At 64.2% G+C, this 15,794-nt stretch carries 14 protein-coding genes; 11 read left to right on the forward strand and 3 right to left on the reverse strand.

The features are described 5' to 3' along the window. Nucleotides 1–54 precede the first annotated feature (54 nt). Both B5V03_RS42600 and B5V03_RS33295 read left to right on the forward strand, forming a co-directional pair. The gene (locus B5V03_RS42600) at nucleotides 55–465 is read left to right on the forward strand and encodes a hypothetical protein (RefSeq protein ID WP_245502417.1); all 411 of its coding nucleotides are present in this window, start codon (nucleotides 55–57) and stop codon (nucleotides 463–465) included. Continuing rightward, on the forward strand, nucleotides 465–1,310 hold the full coding sequence (locus B5V03_RS33295; RefSeq protein ID WP_129274615.1) for a lytic transglycosylase domain-containing protein: 846 nt from the start codon (nucleotides 465–467) through the stop codon (nucleotides 1,308–1,310). The genes B5V03_RS42600 and B5V03_RS33295 overlap by 1 nt, the downstream gene beginning before the upstream one ends. A gap of 42 nt (nucleotides 1,311–1,352) precedes the next feature. Here the strand turns inward: B5V03_RS33295 and B5V03_RS33300 are convergent, their stop codons facing one another. Together B5V03_RS33300 and B5V03_RS33305 are read right to left on the reverse strand one after the other, a co-directional pair. Next, nucleotides 1,353–1,616 (reverse strand): FecR/PupR family sigma factor regulator, encoded by a 264-nt coding sequence (locus B5V03_RS33300; protein WP_206736221.1) that lies wholly within the window; start codon nucleotides 1,614–1,616, stop codon nucleotides 1,353–1,355. After that, nucleotides 1,567–2,358 carry an RNA polymerase sigma factor gene (locus tag B5V03_RS33305; protein ID WP_206736222.1) on the reverse strand — a complete coding sequence of 264 codons (792 nt, stop codon included), beginning with the start codon at nucleotides 2,356–2,358 and terminating at the stop codon, nucleotides 1,567–1,569. Before B5V03_RS33305 ends, B5V03_RS33300 begins: the two co-directional genes overlap by 50 nt. A gap of 164 nt (nucleotides 2,359–2,522) precedes the next feature. Between B5V03_RS33305 and B5V03_RS33310 the strand changes: the two genes are divergently transcribed. The 9 genes from B5V03_RS33310 (at nucleotide 2,523) to B5V03_RS33350 (ending at nucleotide 13,123) form a co-directional block, all read left to right on the forward strand. Further along, on the forward strand, nucleotides 2,523–4,343 hold the full coding sequence (locus tag B5V03_RS33310; RefSeq protein ID WP_245502418.1) for a ShlB/FhaC/HecB family hemolysin secretion/activation protein: 1,821 nt from the start codon (nucleotides 2,523–2,525) through the stop codon (nucleotides 4,341–4,343). After that, entirely contained in the window at nucleotides 4,344–6,269 is a 1,926-nt protein-coding gene (locus B5V03_RS33315; RefSeq protein ID WP_129274616.1) for a DUF2341 domain-containing protein, read from the forward strand. Nucleotides 6,270–6,273: 4 nt separating this feature from the next. Then, entirely contained in the window at nucleotides 6,274–6,678 is a 405-nt protein-coding gene (locus tag B5V03_RS33320) for an ExbD/TolR family protein (RefSeq protein ID WP_129274617.1), read from the forward strand. 9 nt (nucleotides 6,679–6,687) lie between these two features. After that, nucleotides 6,688–7,410, forward strand: coding sequence for an energy transducer TonB family protein (locus B5V03_RS33325; protein ID WP_129274618.1), 723 nt, complete (start codon nucleotides 6,688–6,690; stop codon nucleotides 7,408–7,410). A gap of 41 nt (nucleotides 7,411–7,451) precedes the next feature. Continuing rightward, nucleotides 7,452–9,254, forward strand: coding sequence for a putative porin (locus B5V03_RS33330; protein WP_129274619.1), 1,803 nt, complete (start codon nucleotides 7,452–7,454; stop codon nucleotides 9,252–9,254). Nucleotides 9,255–9,256: 2 nt separating this feature from the next. Then, entirely contained in the window at nucleotides 9,257–9,850 is a 594-nt protein-coding gene (locus B5V03_RS33335) for a hypothetical protein (protein WP_129274938.1), read from the forward strand. Between the two features lie 8 nt (nucleotides 9,851–9,858). Then, entirely contained in the window at nucleotides 9,859–10,884 is a 1,026-nt protein-coding gene (locus tag B5V03_RS33340; protein ID WP_245502419.1) for a peptidylprolyl isomerase, read from the forward strand. A 155-nt stretch (nucleotides 10,885–11,039) separates the two neighbouring features. Beyond that, nucleotides 11,040–12,500 carry an undecaprenyl-phosphate glucose phosphotransferase gene (locus tag B5V03_RS33345; RefSeq protein ID WP_129274620.1) on the forward strand — a complete coding sequence of 487 codons (1,461 nt, stop codon included), beginning with the start codon at nucleotides 11,040–11,042 and terminating at the stop codon, nucleotides 12,498–12,500. A gap of 257 nt (nucleotides 12,501–12,757) precedes the next feature. Beyond that, nucleotides 12,758–13,123 carry a helix-turn-helix domain-containing protein gene (locus B5V03_RS33350; protein WP_129274621.1) on the forward strand — a complete coding sequence of 122 codons (366 nt, stop codon included), beginning with the start codon at nucleotides 12,758–12,760 and terminating at the stop codon, nucleotides 13,121–13,123. Between the two features lie 85 nt (nucleotides 13,124–13,208). Here the strand turns inward: B5V03_RS33350 and B5V03_RS33355 are convergent, their stop codons facing one another. Continuing rightward, complete coding sequence (locus tag B5V03_RS33355) at nucleotides 13,209–15,695, reverse strand: polysaccharide biosynthesis tyrosine autokinase (protein WP_206736223.1); 2,487 nt, start codon at nucleotides 15,693–15,695, stop codon at nucleotides 13,209–13,211. Nucleotides 15,696–15,794 lie beyond the last annotated feature (99 nt).

A 15,794-nucleotide genomic window follows, 5' to 3' on the forward strand; every position in this document is an offset into this window, starting at 1 on the left:
AACGTTCGCTTCGGATCTGTTGCCGGAGCGCGCCGTCGAGCAGGGGAACAGGCCATGAGCCGCGCTTTGCCTTGGTTCGGATATGTTGGCGGAGCCCTTGGGCTGCTTACGACCGTAGCATCTGCCGCAGCCCAATCTCCCGGCCCCGGACCGATCCTGACGCCGCCCGCGGAGCGCCAGGGGACGATCATCGGCGGCGGCCAGCAGACCAACAGCTTCGAACGCTGCGTCGATGTGCAGATCGGAAACGAGGGCGCGTTTGGCTGTCTCAATCAGAAACTCAGGCGCGAGGTCGACAAGGTCAACCCCTCGATCAACCTGCCGCCGATCGATGCCCGATCGCCCGACGTCCGCGTTGGCAACGTGAACGAGGCCGCCGTTCGGCAGCAATATGGCTCCAACTACGGTCGCTCAGCCATTCCCTATCGCCCGCCCGTTCCCGCCTACGTCCTGCCGCGTCGCTGATGCCGGTCTCCTCAAATCCGTCGAGCCAGGTCCGCTCCGCCGCGCGGCAACTGGTTATTTCGGCAGCGTTGTGCCTGTTGGTCCTGCCGGGCAGTGGCGTGGCCGCGCAACCCGATGACGAGGGTGGCAAGATCGAAACCAGCGCCATCGTCTCTTCGCCCGATGACGCCGATCCGGAGGGACCACAGCCCCTGCAACTGGAACGGTTCGCGCCAAGGCCACTGACGGCCGGCGATCTTCCGCCCACAAATCTCTTTTCCGGCAGCTATGCTCCGCACACGGGCGCCATCTTCGGCCGCGACTGGCGCGCCGGCCGCGCCGAATATCGGGTGCTTGTGGAGCGAGAAGCATTTGCGTTCGGCCTCCCGCCGGCCCTGGTCGATGCAGTGATGGCCGTGGAGAGCCGGTACAATTCGGCAGCGGTTGGTTTCGATGGCGAAGTCGGACTGATGCAGGTGATGCTGCCGACCGCCCGGATGCTGGGCTTCACAGGCACACCGGCGGAACTGGCGGCGCCGGCCGTCAACGTTCACTACGGTGCTCAATATCTTGCAGGGGCCTGGCGCCGCGCCGGCGGCGATCTCTGCACCGCCACGATGAAATATCGCGCCGGACACGGCGAAACGCGGTTCTCGTTCCTGTCGGTCGATTATTGCATGCGTGTTCGCGCGCATCTGTCGGCGAATGGTGTGCCTGTCACAGGCACGGTTCCGCAACCGGTGTTTGGGCGGCCCTCAGGCAGCCCGCGCGGGCAAAGCCGGGCTCTCTCTGGCGGTGCCACGATCAATTTCGCTGCGCTCAATACGCGCCTGCGATCGCTGAGCGAGCGGAAGGTTCTGCCCTGACCACGTTAAGGCAGCTCGCACTGCCGCTTCCGTCTCTGTCCGTCATGCGCGCGGCTTGCTCTTGGACTTGCGCCGCTGGCGGGGCGCCGGGGCGGCGCGGCTCCCCGCAAGCGCGGCGCCGATCGAGCGCCAGCATCTTACCGCATCACGAAACGCTTCTTCGTGGGCGGAGCTCCGGGCGCGCCAGTCCATCAATTGCTCCGCGTCATCGAGCGTCGCCTCACCGGACTTGAGGAGTATCACCCACGACAATGCGTCACGGATTAAGGGATCTAAGTGATCGATCTGATGGCTTCGCTTCGTCACGGTCCAGCGCTTTCCCGCACACGTCGGTCACGAGCGACGAGCCCCGATCGACATATCTGTGTACGTAAGACGATGCGGGACGCTGAAAACCGAATTTGTCGCGCGCCGGGCGCTTGAGACGCTCGGCACAATGTTCGATCGCCTGCTTGAGATCCGTCTCGACGGTGCGAACCGTGACACCCAGAAGAGCCGCGATCTCGCGGTTCGGCACGCCGTCGATACGCGAGAGCATCAGCACGCGCCGGCGGCGCTCGGGGAGCTCGGCGATCGCGTGCCGAAGCAGATTGACCTCGGATCGATCCTCGATCACGCGCGCGGCATCCGGCCGGTCGTCGGGAATGTCGAGAAGGGCATCGACCTCGTCGGAGGTGAGGCGGCGCTTCTCGGCGCGACGGCGGTCGGCGGCGATGTTGAGCGCGATGCGGAACAGATAGGCCTTCGGGCTGCGCACCGGGCCGAGCTCGCGCATGCCTTCCAGGCGAAGATAGGTTTCGTTGAGGGCTTCTGAAGCGAGGTCCGGCGAGCCCAGGCGGCGCGTCAACCTTCGATCGAAGTCGACATACTCTGCCAGCAGAAGAGTCCGCAAGCTGCTGATGCTGTCGATGGTCATGCTATGCCCCACTTCACTCAGTCCCCATTTGACGGCGGGACGGTAGTTAGGCCGCACAACGATAATGTGACGAATTGTTAGTGAATAACAGGCGGTGAATGTTAGTCGCGTTATGTTGCGCGGAATCACCACGTCGATGGCGGGCGCATCAGGAAAAGTTTTTCGCTGCGGGTTTGCGCGCGACGTCTACCGGATAAGGCCCGCCAGACCGCGCGTTCGGTCGGTTCGGGCTGCCCGAACAACACTGCGAACCGTATGCGAGCGGGTCGCAATGCGAGAATGATATCGAGGCCGAGGTGAATTCGCGTGGTCTGTATCATAACGGTGCGCGTCGCCGTGCGCCGCTTCTGTTGCGCGCGTTGCGCGGCGGCAGGGCTCACGCCGCCTGCGCGTCGCGCCTCGCTTTTTGCGGCCTGATCATCTGCGCGATCTGTACGAAACCGGCTGCTGCGAAATCCGAGGCCGATACCGCCAAACCGAACGCAAAGTCCGTTGCCGCCGCGCCGGCAAGCGCGAAGCCGGCCAAGGGTGCGTCGGATAAGGGTGAAGCCGCGAAGGGTGCGGCGGACGCTGCCAAGCCGGCGGCCCCGGAGGCGCACTTCGATATCGACGAATTTCGCGTCGAGGGGGCGGACAGTTTGCCGCAGATCGAGATCGAGGCCGCGGTGTACCCCTTTCTCGGGCCCAACAGGACCGCGCAGGATGTCGAGAAGGCACGCGCCGCCGTCGAGAAGGCCTATCATGACAAGGGCCTTCAGACCGTCGGTGTCTCGGTCCCGCAGCAGGATGCGCAACGCGGCTTCGTCGTGCTCAAGGTCGGCGAAAATCGCGTCGGACGCCTGCGCGTCAGGGGCTCGCGCTATTTCGATCTCGCGACCATCAAGAGCAACGCGCCTTCGCTGAGGGAAGGAAGCCTGCCGAACTTCCAGGCGGTGACGAAGGATATCGTGTCGCTCAACCGTTGGCCGGACCGTCGCGTGACGCCGGCACTGCGGGCCGGCGTCACGCCCGGGACCGTCGATGTCGATCTCAACGTCGAGGATACGCTTCCGCTTCACGGCAGTGCCGAGCTCAACAACCGGCAGAGTCCCAGCACCACGGCGCTACGATCCAGCGTGTCTCTCCGCTACGACAATCTATGGCAGCTCGGCCACTCGATGACGTGGAGCTTCCAGTGGGCGCCGATGAATCCGAAGGACGCGATGGTGATCTCCGGCTCGTATCTGGCCCGGACGGACATCGACTGGCTCAGCGTGCTCGTCTACGGCCTGAAGTCGGACAGCTCGGTTGCGACCGTTGGCGGCGCGAATGTCGTCGGTCCCGGTCAGGTGATCGGCGGTCGCGCGGTGTTGACCTTGCCCGGCAAGGGCGAGCTCTTCCATACGTTGTCGCTCGGCATCGACTACAAGGACTTCAAGCAGTCGCTGAAGCTTGGTAGCGATGCCTTCGATTCTCCGGTGACCTACGCGCCGCTCGTCGCGAGCTATGGCGCGAGCTGGCAGGCCGAGGGAAGGCTGACGCAGCTCAACGCCGTCGTCACGACCGGCTTGCGGGGCATCGGCAGCAGTCCGGAAGAGTTCGACGCAAAGCGCTACAAGGCCACGGCCAGCTTCGTTCACCTCAATGCCGACATATCGCACACCCAGGATCTGGCAGAAGGCTTCCAGCTTTACGCCAAGCTGCAGGGACAGGCCGCCGATCAACCGCTGGTGTCCAGCGAACAGTTGAGCCTCGGCGGACAGGATTCGGTGCGGGGCTATCTGGAATCCGAGGTGCTCGGCGACTATGGCGTGGCAGGGACGCTCGAGTTCCGCAGCCCGAACCTTGCGCCCTACATGGTGCAGAACCTGCCGAACCCGACCGGCGATCCCATCAAGTACAACGCGTTCGACGACTGGCGGTTCTTTGCATTCGCCGATGGCGGACACGCGCGCATCCACGATCCCCTGGTCGACCAGCAATCGCATTTCGATCTTGCGAGCTACGGCGTCGGGATGCGGATGAAGACACTTCGCTACTTCAACAGCATCGTATTCGTCGGCGTACCCCTGACCAACCAGCAGGTCACGGTCGCCAATCATCCGCGGTTCGGCTTTCGGCTCTGGGGAGAATTCTAGATGTCGCTCCTTCGTTTTGGATCACATCCCCGATTTCGCTTGAGCGCGCCGGTGATGCTCGCTCTGTTGTTCCTCGCGGTGCTGTGGCCGAGCCCGGCGTCGGCGTGGTGGAACGAGCAGTGGACGCTGCGCAAGAAGATCACCATCGACACCGGGCCGTCGGGTGCCGGCATCAGCGATGCCATCGGTGCAACACCGGTGCTGGTCCGCCTCCATGTCGGCAATTTCCGCTTCGGCGCGGCCAAGGAGGATGGCGGCGACCTTCGCTTCGTCTCCGCCGACGACAAGACGCCGCTGAAGCACCATGTCGAGAAATACGACTCGCTGCTCGGCGAGGCGCTGGTCTGGGTCGGCGTTCCCGACCTGAAGCCGGGCGCCAAGAACGACATCTGGCTCTACTACGGAAACCAGAAGGCGCCGACCGCGGTCGATGCCAAGGGCACCTACGATCCCGATACGCTGCTGGTCTATCATTTCAACGATCGCTCGACCCCGGCGCAGGACGTCACGGCCTGGGCGAACATTGCGCAGAACGCGGTGCCGGGCGCGGACGGCGCCATCATCGGCCAGGGTGCGCGCCTCGACGGCCAAACCGCGCTTACGCTTCCCGGCTCGCCTTCGCTGGTGGTCGCCGAGAACGGCGAGCTCACCTGGTCGCTCTGGGTCAAGATGACTGCGCTGCAGCCCGGCGCCGTGCTGTTTTCGCGCACCGAAGGCGCGAACGGGCTCACGGTCGGATTGGATAACGGCGTGGCCTTCGTGGAAGTCACGAACGGCGGCAACACGCAGCGCGGCGCCGGTGGCGCGGCGATTGCGGCCGGCACATGGCATCAGATCGCCTTTGCGGCGAAGGGCGCCCAGATCATTCTCTACGTCGACGGCAATCAGGCTGCGACGCTCGCCGCTGGCTTGCCCACCATGACCGGCGTCGCGCAGCTCGGCCGTGCCGCATCTGCGGCGGCTCCGGCAGCGGATGCCGCCGCGCCTGCCGCCGATGCGGCTCAGGCAGCGCCGGCGAGCGCTGCTGTCGGCTTCGCCGGTGACATCGACGAATTCCACATCGCCAAGGTCGCGCGCCCCGCCGGCTTCATCAAGCTCGGTGCGATCGGGCAGGGCCCCGACCAGGCCAAGCTGATCGCGTTCAGCGTCGATGAAGAGAATGCGGGCTGGTTCAGCGGCGGCTATTTCGGCGTGATCCTGCGCTCGGTGACGCTCGACGGCTGGGTCGTCATCGGCCTGCTCGGGATCATGGCGGTCATCAGCTGGTACGTCATGGTCGATCGGATCTCGTATCTGAATCGAGTCTCTGCCGGCAATGAGATCTTCCTCAAGCATTTCCGCGAGACCTCGACCGACATCGGCGGCCTGCTTCAGCTCGACAATCAGGAAAACGATCCGAGCTTCGGCGGCGAGCTCGGCAAGAAGCAGCGCAAGTCGGTGCATGCCGCGCCGCTCTATCGGCTGTTCGCAGCCGGCGCGCAGGAAATCCGGCGGCGCTTCGCAGGCGGCGGTTACCGCCGGCTGTCGCCGCAGGCGATCCAGTCGATCCGCGCCGTGCTCGACAGCGGCTTCGTGCGGGAGAGCCAGCGCCTCAACCGGTTGATGGTGATGCTCACCATCGCGATCTCCGGCGGTCCGTTCCTCGGCCTGCTCGGCACCGTCGTCGGCGTCATGATCACCTTCGCGGCGATCGCGGCCAGCGGCGACGTCAACGTCAATGCGATCGCACCGGGCATCGCGGCCGCGCTGGTCGCGACCGTCGCAGGTCTCGGCGTCGCGATCCCCTCGCTGTTTGCCTACAATTATCTGACGATCCGCATCAAGGACGTCTCGAGCGAGATGCAGGTCTTCGTCGACGAGTTCATCACGCGGATCGCGGAATCCTACGAGCTTCCGGAAGAGCCGGTGAAGCAGGCGGCGGAGTAGACCGATGCAAGTCCAGTCCGAAAGCAAGCCGTACGACGACATCAACATCACCCCGATGCTCGATCTCGCCTACGTGCTGCTGGTGATCTTCATCATCATGACCACGGCGACCGTGCAGGGCATGAAGGTGAACCTGCCGAAGGCAAGCGCGGCGCCGAGCCTCGCGCAGCAAACCACCAAGGCGATCACGGTCGCCAATGACGGCAAGCTGTTCCTCGACACCATTCCGGTGACGCTGCCCGAGCTCGAGCAGCGGCTGGTGCAGCAGCGCGCGCTGACGCCGGAGTTTCCGATCGTCGTGCGCGGCGACAGCCAGACGCCGTACCAGAACGTCGTCGACGTGCTCGATCTGCTCGGCCGCCTCAACTTCACCCAGGTCGGCATGGCGACCAAGCCTTCGGCGCGATGAGACGGGACCATGGCGTGGGACGACAGCAGCAACGACGAGGACGGCACGCCGGCATGGCGGCGCTGGCTGCTGCTCGGCGGCTCCGCGCTGGTCGTGATCGCGTTGACGGTCGGAATCGTGGTCATGGTGATGAGCGGCGACAAGAATCCGCCGCGCAAGGTCAACGAGCTTCAGGTGACGATGGTGCTTCCACCGCCGCCGCCTCCGCCCCCACCGCCGCCTCCGCCCGAGCAGCAACCGGAACAGCAGCCCGAGCAGAAGGTGATGGAGCAGACGCCGGTCAAGGATGTCGTCGAGGAGAAGCCGGTCGATATCCCCAAGGACGCGCCGCCGGACTCTGGTCCGGATCCGACGCCGGGTCCGCCGGATCTCGGTCTCGGCAACGGGCCGGGCAGTGGTGGTCTGGCGCAGGGCAAGGGCCGCGGTGGTGGCGGAGGCGGCGGCAACAGCCGCTTCGGCTGGTACGCGAGCATCGTGCAGTCGCAGATGGAAGCGGCGCTCCAGGCCAACGAGAAGACCCGTTACGCCTCGATGCAGGCGGTGATCCGGGTTTGGCTCGACAATTCGGGCAAGGTCAGCCGCGTCCAGCTGTCGCCGTCGACCGGCGACGGCGCGCTCGACGCGACCATTCGCGATCAGGTGATCGGCGGCATGCGCATGCGCGAGCCGCCGCCAAAGGACATGCCGATGCCGATCATCACCCGCATCACGGCGCGAAGCCGGGCGGGGTGAGATCGAGTGAACGTGAGTGAGTTGAGAGAAGAGGTGACGTCATGTGGCGTGAAATGAAGACGCGAGAGCTGACCGCGACGGCTTTGATGCTGATCGCGTGCGCGGTCCCCGCCGCAGCGCAGGACGATGGCATGCCGCAGGGCAAGCGTCCGACCGTGTCGCGCGACGCGCCGCCCTCGTCGAATGCAACGGTCAATCTGATCAATCTTCTCGTCAAGCAGGGGACGCTCAGCGAGGAGCAGGCGGCCACGCTGGTCAAGCAGGCCGACGACGAGGCCTATGTCGCGCGCCAGGCCACGCGAGACGCGACGGCCAAGGCGGAAGGCGCCGAGAAGAAGGCTACCAGTGCGGCGGACGCGGCGTCGCCCCCCGGCACCAAGCGCGTCACCTACGTGCCCGAGATCGTCAAGAAGCAGCTGCGCGAGGAGATCCGGGCCGAGGTGATGGACCGCGCCCACAAGGAGAACTGGGCCTCGCCCGGCATGTATCCGGAATGGGCGCAGCGGATCAGGTTCTATGGCGATATTCGCACGCGATATGAGGGAGACTTCTATCCTCCCGGAAACGGCCCGTTGCAGAACTTCAATGCGATCAACACGGGCAGTCCGTTCCTCGAAGACAATGCCAACGCGATCAATCCGTATTTTCCGCCGACCTACAACACGACCCAGGACCGCAATCGCTTCCGCTTCCGGGCCCGGCTTGGCGCCGACGTCGATCTGTTCGAAGGATTTACCGCGGGCCTGAGGATTGCGACCGGCGAGAACAGCTCGCCGGTGTCCACAAATCAGAGCTTCGGCACCAACGGCGGAAACTTCTCGAAATATGCGCTCTGGCTCGACCGCGCCTTCGTCAAGTATCAGCCGGTTCAGGACGTCGTCGGCTCGGTGGGGCGGTTCGATAACCCGTTCTGGTCGCCCACCGACCTTGCCTGGTACAAGGATCTCGGCTTCGACGGTGTCGCCATTCAGGCGAGACATGAAGTTGCCGAGGGCATTACACCGTTCTTCGTCGGCGGTGCGTTTCCCGTCTTCAATACGGATCTTAACGCGGGCCTCAACACCGTCGACCAGTCGGGGCCGGTCAAGTCGGCGAGCCGCGACAAGTGGCTGTTCGGCGCGCAGGGCGGCTTCGCCGCGCGGTTCGATCCCGAGACGACCCTGACGATGGCGGCTGCGTATTACCAGTTCACCAACGTGCAAGGCAGGCTCTCCAGTCCGTGCCTGGTCGCCACCGCGAGCGATTCCTGCAACACGGACCTGCTGCGGCCGCCGTTCGCGCAGAAGGGCAACACCTATATGCGGCTGCGCAATGTTCCGACCGTCACCTCGCCCGTCACCACCTTGAACTATCAGTATTACGGCCTGGCGAGCGAATTCCAGCCGGTGGTCGCGAGCGCCCAGCTCGATCTCGCGCAGTTCCACCCGATCCACATCATCCTGGATGGCGAGTACATCTGGAACGCGGCGTTCGACCGGGCCGCGGTGTCCGCCAACGCAGTCAACAATCTGGCTCCGACCGCGACGGGTACGCCTGGTGCGTATGAAGGCGGCAACAAGGGCTGGCTGGCGCGGCTTACCGTCGGCAACAAGGAGGTCAAGCACCTCTGGGATTGGAATGCGCATGTCGGTTACAAATACCTCGAGTCCGACGCGATGGTGGATGCATTCGTCGATTCCGACTTCGGGCTCGGCGGCACCAACCTCAAGGGCTATTTCATCGGCGGCAATGTCGGGCTCGGCGAGAACGTCTGGGCGTCCGTGCGCTGGATGAGTGCCAACAACATCGCCGGCCTGCCTTACGCGGTCGATATCGTCCAGCTCGATCTCAATGCGAGGTTCTGATGATGCGGCTGTTGCGAGTTTCATCCGTTGCCATGCTGGCCCTGATCATCGCCCCGGCCGCGTACGCGGACCAGGAATCCGACCGCTTGCGCGAGGCGCTTCGCAGCGCCACGGCGCAGGCGCGCGCAGCCGAGGACCAGCGTGCCGCGCTGCAAGCCAAGCTCACGGCGACCGAGCAGGAGCGCGAGCGCCTGCGCAAGCAGAACGAAGGCTACCGCGCCCAGGTCAAGGAAGCGGAGCAGGCCTATCGCCAGGCGGTCAAGGATTTCAACGAACGTATCGCCGAGCGTGACGACTCGCTCGAGAAATGGAAGGCGGCCTACGGGGAAGCGGCCAGCGTCGCCCGGACCAAGGATGCCGAGCGCACCAAATTCGAGAGTGAAGCTGCGACCTTCAAGGCGAGCAGCAAGGCCTGCGAGGCCAAGAACGTCCGCCTCGTCAAGATCGCCGACGACGTCGTTGCGCAATATGAGGCGATGAGCCCGTTCGAGAAGATCCTCGACCACGATCCGGTCATTGGATTCAAGCGGGTCGAGCACCAGAACGCCGCCCAGGACTTCCGCGACAAGATCATCGAACAGAAGGCCAAGCCATGAACAGGGCCATGAAGAGACAAGCTCTTGGGATCGCGATGCTCGCCACCGCGCTGCATGTGGGCGCGAGCGCGACGGCAATGGCCCAATCTCGCAACCCGGCAACGCCCGCACGGCCCGCGGCGCCGGCCGCTCCCGCCGCCGCGGCGCCGGCCCAGGCGGCTCCGGTCGCTGACGAAGGTGCGGCCGTCAAGGGCACGGAGATCGTGGCCCGCGTCGGCGGCAGCGATGTTACGGCCGAAGAGGTCCGCGCGACGATTGCGCTGCTTGACGCGCGCCAGCAGGCGGCCATGGCACGCGATCCGGCCCTGCTCAGCCAGACCGTGCGGGCAATCCTTGCCAACCGCCTCGTGCTCAAGGAGGCTCTCGCCAAGAAATGGGACCAGCAGCCGACGGTCGTCGCGCAGTTGGCCCGCACACGCGAGAGCCTGATCGTCGACAGCTATCTCCAGTCGGTGACGTCGCCGCCCGACAACTATCCTGCTGAGGCCGACATCAAGAACGTGTACGAGGCCAATGCGAGTGCGTTTCTGGTCCCCCGGCGGTTCCGCATGGCCCAGATTGTCGTCACGCTTACGAAGGACGCCGACAAAGCCGCGGAAGAGGCGGCACGCAAGAAGCTCGATGACATCGTCAAGAAGATCAAGCAGCCCGGCGCAGATTTCGCAGCACTTGCCCGCAGCTCTTCCGATGATGCGGCGAGCGCGGAGCGCGACGGCGAGATCGGCTGGGTGGCCGAGCCGGACCTGCGCACCGAAATTCGCAGCCAGGTGACGGGGCTGCCAAAATCGGGCATCGCAGATCCGATCCGGCTCGAGGACGGCTGGCACATTCTGAAGCTCGTCGACACCGAAGCGTCGCACACGCGGCCGCTCGTGGAAGTGAGAGATGCGCTGGTACAGCGCATCAGGACCGAGCGCGTCGAGGCCAATCGCCGCGCCTACGTGGCGGAATTGCTCAAGCAGACGCCGCCTGTCGTGAATGAGATCGCACTGTCCAGGCTGCTCGAACCGAAGGGCGAAGCGGCGCCGCGCTAGCGCAAGAGGCTGCGTCACCTCATGTCAGTTCGATGACAGAGGCGGGTGGTTTCGTCGTACACGGGTACTATCGTTACTAGTGGGTAAAAGTATCATAATTATGGTGCAATCGATGTGATATCGGGACCGGCAGAGAGCGACCCGCGAGGTGAGCCGTGACGGATCTGATCAACGCGAGTGAACCGAACTCGGTATTTGAGGGGCGGCCGAGAGCCCGTCTCGCCATCCCGTTCAGCCTCATCGAGCCGCTGTTCGCGGCCGTCGATTGCCTGGTCATCGTCGCGGCGGGGACTTTGGGCGGCGCAATCTATCAGCACGCGCTTGGCGGCAACGCCGGTGACGCCGGCCTTTACGCCGGGCTGGGCCTGGTGGCGAGCCTCGCCTACACGATTGCCGCCCATTTTTTCGGGCTCTATCGGCTGGATCAGCTCCTGGAAGAGGAGCGTGATGCAGGACGGGTCCTGGCCGGCTGGTGCCTTGCGGGCTTTTTCCTGACGGTGGTGCTTTTTCTGTTCAAGTCCGGTGAGGATGCCTCGCGCGGCTCGGTGCTGTGCCTGTTCGCTCTCAGCGGCGCCGGCCTCGTGCTATCGCGCTGGCTGGGGCGAAATTACCTTCGCCTGGCATTGGTTGCGGAAACGATCCGCGGCCGCCGCGCCGTGGTGATCGGCACCCAGGGCGAGCTGGCGCAGTTCGCCAGAGGCGATCTGCTCACCCGGTTCGGCCTGGACGAGGTCGAACGCATCAGCCTGCCGCGCATCGACGCCGCTAGCCTCGCCTCGCCGATCTCGGCGCTGAACCGCGAGGAGCTGACAAGGCGCATACGCGAAGTCCGGGCGGAGGAAATCGTTCTGGCTCTGCCGTGGGCGCGTCCGCAGGAGATCGAGCTGCTGCTCGGCCAAATGCGTGTGATCCCGCTTCCGGTTCGCCTGCTGCCCGATCGGGCGGTCTCGACGGTGCTGCGCCGGCAGAGCGCGATGCCGCAGCGTCTCTATATGGTCGAGGTGCAGCGCACGCCGCTATCGGCGCTCGATCGGCTGGCCAAGCGGATGCTCGACGTGACGGTCGCGGCTGTCGCGCTGGGGCTCTTGACGCCGCTTCTGCTGGTGGTGGCGTTCGTCATCAAGCTCGAGTCGAAGGGACCGGTGATCTTCCGGCAGCGCCGGCACGGTTTTAACGGCAAGTCCTTCGTGATCTACAAATTGCGCACCATGAAGGTGCAGGAAGATGGCGGCGCCGTGGTGCAGGCGACGAAGCGGGATCCACGTGTTACGCGTGTCGGGCGCCTGCTGCGTCAGACCAGCATTGATGAGTTGCCGCAATTGCTCAACGTGTTGCAAGGGCATATGTCGATGGTCGGGCCACGCCCGCACGCCCTGATCCACGACTACGAATATGGCGGCATGATCGCGAACTACGCTTTTCGCCATCACGTGAAACCGGGGATTACCGGTTGGGCCCAGGTTCACGGCTATCGCGGAGGAACGCCGCAACTCGAGCTCATGGAGCGAAGAGTTGCGCTCGACCTGTGGTATATCGATAATTGGAGCCTGATGCTCGATATCTCCATCATATTCAAGACGTCATTCGAGCTGATCCGGTCCCGCAACGCCTACTGACGCGACCGCCGCCGGGGCTTCTGCGTCTCGGGATGGTTAACATTAGAGCGGTTTTGAAGTCACCCATGTGGTTCGTTTGGCGGATCGCGTGGGGTTAAATTGTTATTTTATATCGTCCCGTAACATGAGTTCGCTGCCGAGCGTAGCTCGTCCGATGGGGCATCCGCGGCGTGGATTTCCGGCCGGCCTATTGAAAAGGTTCACGATTCAAGCTTACTAAGTCTGAGGTGGCAAGATTCGGGCCGGAGACGACACATATGGTTGGCAAGAGGCATGCCTCGGAGGAGATTTCGGCCAAGCTAGCTCAGGCCGACGAACTTGCGGCCAGAGGCAAGACCCAGCGCGAGATTTCCAAGGCGCTCGGTGTCAGCGTCATGACCTACCACCGCTGGAAGAACATGCTCAAGCCCTCGCGGTCGTCGGCTGATAGTGTACGCGAGGAGATCCAGGGACGCTCGAGCGCTCCCGGCGACGCCAGCTCCGCGGACAAGATCAAGCAGCTTGAGCTCGAAAACGCCCAGTTGAGGCGTCTCGTGACGGACATGCTCCTGGAGAAGCTGAAATACGAAGAGGAGCTGCGTTCGCGCCGGGAGATGCGGCTGCGGCATCCCGACGGCGGCTAGAGCATGATCCGGACCCGGAGGGCTGCGCTAGCGCAAAGTGCGAAGCAGTTTTCCGAACAGATCATGCTCAAACAATAGCCAAGCGTTACGACCTCCCAAAACCGCCAGTCATGTAATATCCGTTCTGATAAACGCCTGGCTGCTCAAACCTTTCCAGAACTTTCAGGTCTGCCTTGTTCAGGACCACGCCGAGCAGGCGATCGTGAAGCTCGGGGTCCGCCAGCAGGTGATGACGCACCGCCTTGATTTTGGTGCTGCCCCATCCCACGGCGAATACGAAGGAATCGATCGCCGTGACGACGGCCCGGACATCGACGACCGGCGCGATCGGCGGCAGGTCGATGATGACGTAGTCGTAGCTTTGGCGGAGCCTCTCGAGGAGATCCCGAAATCCCTGCGACGCCAGGACTTCGTCGGAATGCACCGGGGCCTCCGTCAACAGCAGGGGAAGCAGCGCCAATCCGGTCGTGGGCTCCCGGCCGATGGCTTGCGCCAGCTCGACCTTCCCGCCGAGGACGTCCAGCCATCCAGCTGACGGCCGCGGGGTCAGCGAGCGGGCCAGGGTAGGGTTGCGAAGATCGGCGTCGATCAAGACCACGCGCCGGCCCGCATCGGCCATCAGCACCGCAAGGTTCGAGGCGATGGTCGACTTGCCTTCATTGGGCAGGGTGGACGTAATGCCAATGACCTTGTTGTTCCGAATGGACGACTGCAGCCAGGCACTCACCTTGATGGCGCGAAACGCCTCGGTAAAGACCGAGATGGGATCGTCGACTGCGCGTCGCTTCAACGGATCGGTGAAATTGTAGTGACGATCCGTGGTCACGCTCTCCGTCGGTCGTGAAGGCGTGGCACCCGCTCGATCGGCCTCGGCAGCCTCGGAGCTTGCGGCGATCGAGGGCGGTCGCGCCAGCGCAGGGCGGACATGGTTGGTGACGAGCGGGATCACCGAAAGACAGCGGGCGCCCAATTCCTGCTCGGTCTGCCGCACCGTGCGGAACACGCCGTCGATCGCCTCGCGCAGCGCCGCGATCCCGACGCTGGCGATCAGCCCCATGGTCAGTGCAATGGCCAGGACGAATGATGTGACAGGCTTGCTCTTTTGCGAGGGCGCCACGGCCGGGCTGATCACGCGCGCGTCCGTGATCGGAAACGACTGCTGCTGGATCGCCTCCATGTAACGCTGCAGGAAACTGTTGAAGAGCGTGTGATACACCCTGGCGGAGCTCTCCAGCTCAGCGAGGCCAAGCCGGTCGCGGTTGGTGGTTTGTCCCACCGAGACCAGATTGGCGAGTGCCCGCTCCAGGCTCTCCTCGCGCGTCCTGGCGATCTCATAATCGCTCTTGTAGCTCCCGGCGATGCGTCCGAGTTCCGCGCGGATATTACGGCGTGTCTCCTCCATCTGGTCGCGCAAATTGGCCGCCGCGGCGTGATCCGAGCCGTATTTTCCCGAGATATTGGCTTCGCGCGCGGACAGGTCGAGATATTGGTTGCGCAGCCGCGTAATGACGTCGTTCTTCAGGGTATCGGCAACGGCGCCCTCGCTGACGTCCATCCCCCGAACTTGCTCGATGCGGTCCAGGCGCGCTTTGGCTTCGCTGGTTGCACCACGCGCGGTCGCGAGCTGGCTGTTCAGCTCGAAGAGTTGCTGTTCGCCGATGAGCCGGCTCGAGGCGCTCACGCCAGCGGCCACGCTCGCGCCGCCGAGGTCGACAATGTTGTTCTTTTCCTTGAATTCCAGGACGGCACGATCCGCCGAAGTCGCCTTGGACTTGAGCTCGTTGATCCGGTCCTGCAGCCATACGCCCGCGCGGGCGATCGTCTGGTATTTGGCGCCGAGCTGGTCGTCGATATAGGCTTCGGCGATCGCGTTGGCGATCTTCGCGGCCGTCGTGGGGCTGCGCGACGTAAACGAGATGTTCAGCGCATAGGTCTTCTCGCCGCGTGTGATGGTGCGACGGGCGAGAAACGCGTCGATCGCTCTTTGCTCGCGGTCGCCCTGCGAATCCGAGGAGAGGTGCGAGAACGGATTCCATCCACTCCGTTCGGTGAATTCCGGATCGTCGGCGAGATTGAGGTCCTTGACGACGGCAAGCGCGAGCTTTCGCGACGCGAGGATCTCGACCTGCGATCCGACCTGAAGCGTATCGAGCGGGATGTCCCCCTGCGGCTGCTGCTGGTTCTGCAACACCCGCAATGTGCTGCTGTCGATCAGCAGTGTGGCGATGGCGGTGTATTGCGGAGCGGTGACAAGAAGGTAAAGCACGCCGACGGCAAGCGCCGCTGCGGGCAGGGCAAGAAAGACCCGATACTGCCGCCGCACCAGTCCGGTCAGCTGATCGATCAAGGCCGCCATTGAATTCGACGCTTGGTCTCGCTCGCCGTTATAGTCGATACGCGTTCTGTGCGGCAGCATGTCCATCGTCGATAACATCCTCGGCGGGCAACCCGGCGGGCATGCGAACATCCCTGTGATTGCTTCGTTGGCGGTGCCAGGGTGAGTTCGTCGGCACCGACGAGCCTCGGCACAGCTTCTTCTGCGGGGCTCTCGACCGGCCTGGATCTCGACCAATGCGGCGGCCAGGGTCAGGCACCGCCCCTCCGCGGCGACACGTTATCTCTCTAGCGGAGGAATAATACACAATTGCAACAGTTTGATATGATACGACAG

This window comes from Bradyrhizobium betae (genome assembly GCF_004123905.1).
GTDB lineage: Bacteria > Pseudomonadota > Alphaproteobacteria > Rhizobiales > Xanthobacteraceae > Bradyrhizobium > Bradyrhizobium betae_A.

What these genes read in the sequence shown, in the direction of transcription:
- B5V03_RS42600 (WP_245502417.1), top strand. Translation starts at nt 55, where the DNA reads ATGAGCCGCGCTTTGCCTTGGTTCGGATATGTTGGCGGAGCCCTTGGG.
- B5V03_RS33295 (WP_129274615.1), top strand. Translation starts at nt 465, where the DNA reads ATGCCGGTCTCCTCAAATCCGTCGAGCCAGGTCCGCTCCGCCGCGCGG.
- B5V03_RS33315 (WP_129274616.1), top strand. Translation starts at nt 4,344, where the DNA reads ATGTCGCTCCTTCGTTTTGGATCACATCCCCGATTTCGCTTGAGCGCG.
- B5V03_RS33320 (WP_129274617.1), top strand. Translation starts at nt 6,274, where the DNA reads ATGCAAGTCCAGTCCGAAAGCAAGCCGTACGACGACATCAACATCACC.
- B5V03_RS33325 (WP_129274618.1), top strand. Translation starts at nt 6,688, where the DNA reads ATGGCGTGGGACGACAGCAGCAACGACGAGGACGGCACGCCGGCATGG.
- B5V03_RS33330 (WP_129274619.1), top strand. Translation starts at nt 7,452, where the DNA reads ATGTGGCGTGAAATGAAGACGCGAGAGCTGACCGCGACGGCTTTGATG.
- B5V03_RS33335 (WP_129274938.1), top strand. Translation starts at nt 9,257, where the DNA reads ATGCGGCTGTTGCGAGTTTCATCCGTTGCCATGCTGGCCCTGATCATC.
- B5V03_RS33340 (WP_245502419.1), top strand. Translation starts at nt 9,859, where the DNA reads ATGAAGAGACAAGCTCTTGGGATCGCGATGCTCGCCACCGCGCTGCAT.
- B5V03_RS33350 (WP_129274621.1), top strand. Translation starts at nt 12,758, where the DNA reads ATGGTTGGCAAGAGGCATGCCTCGGAGGAGATTTCGGCCAAGCTAGCT.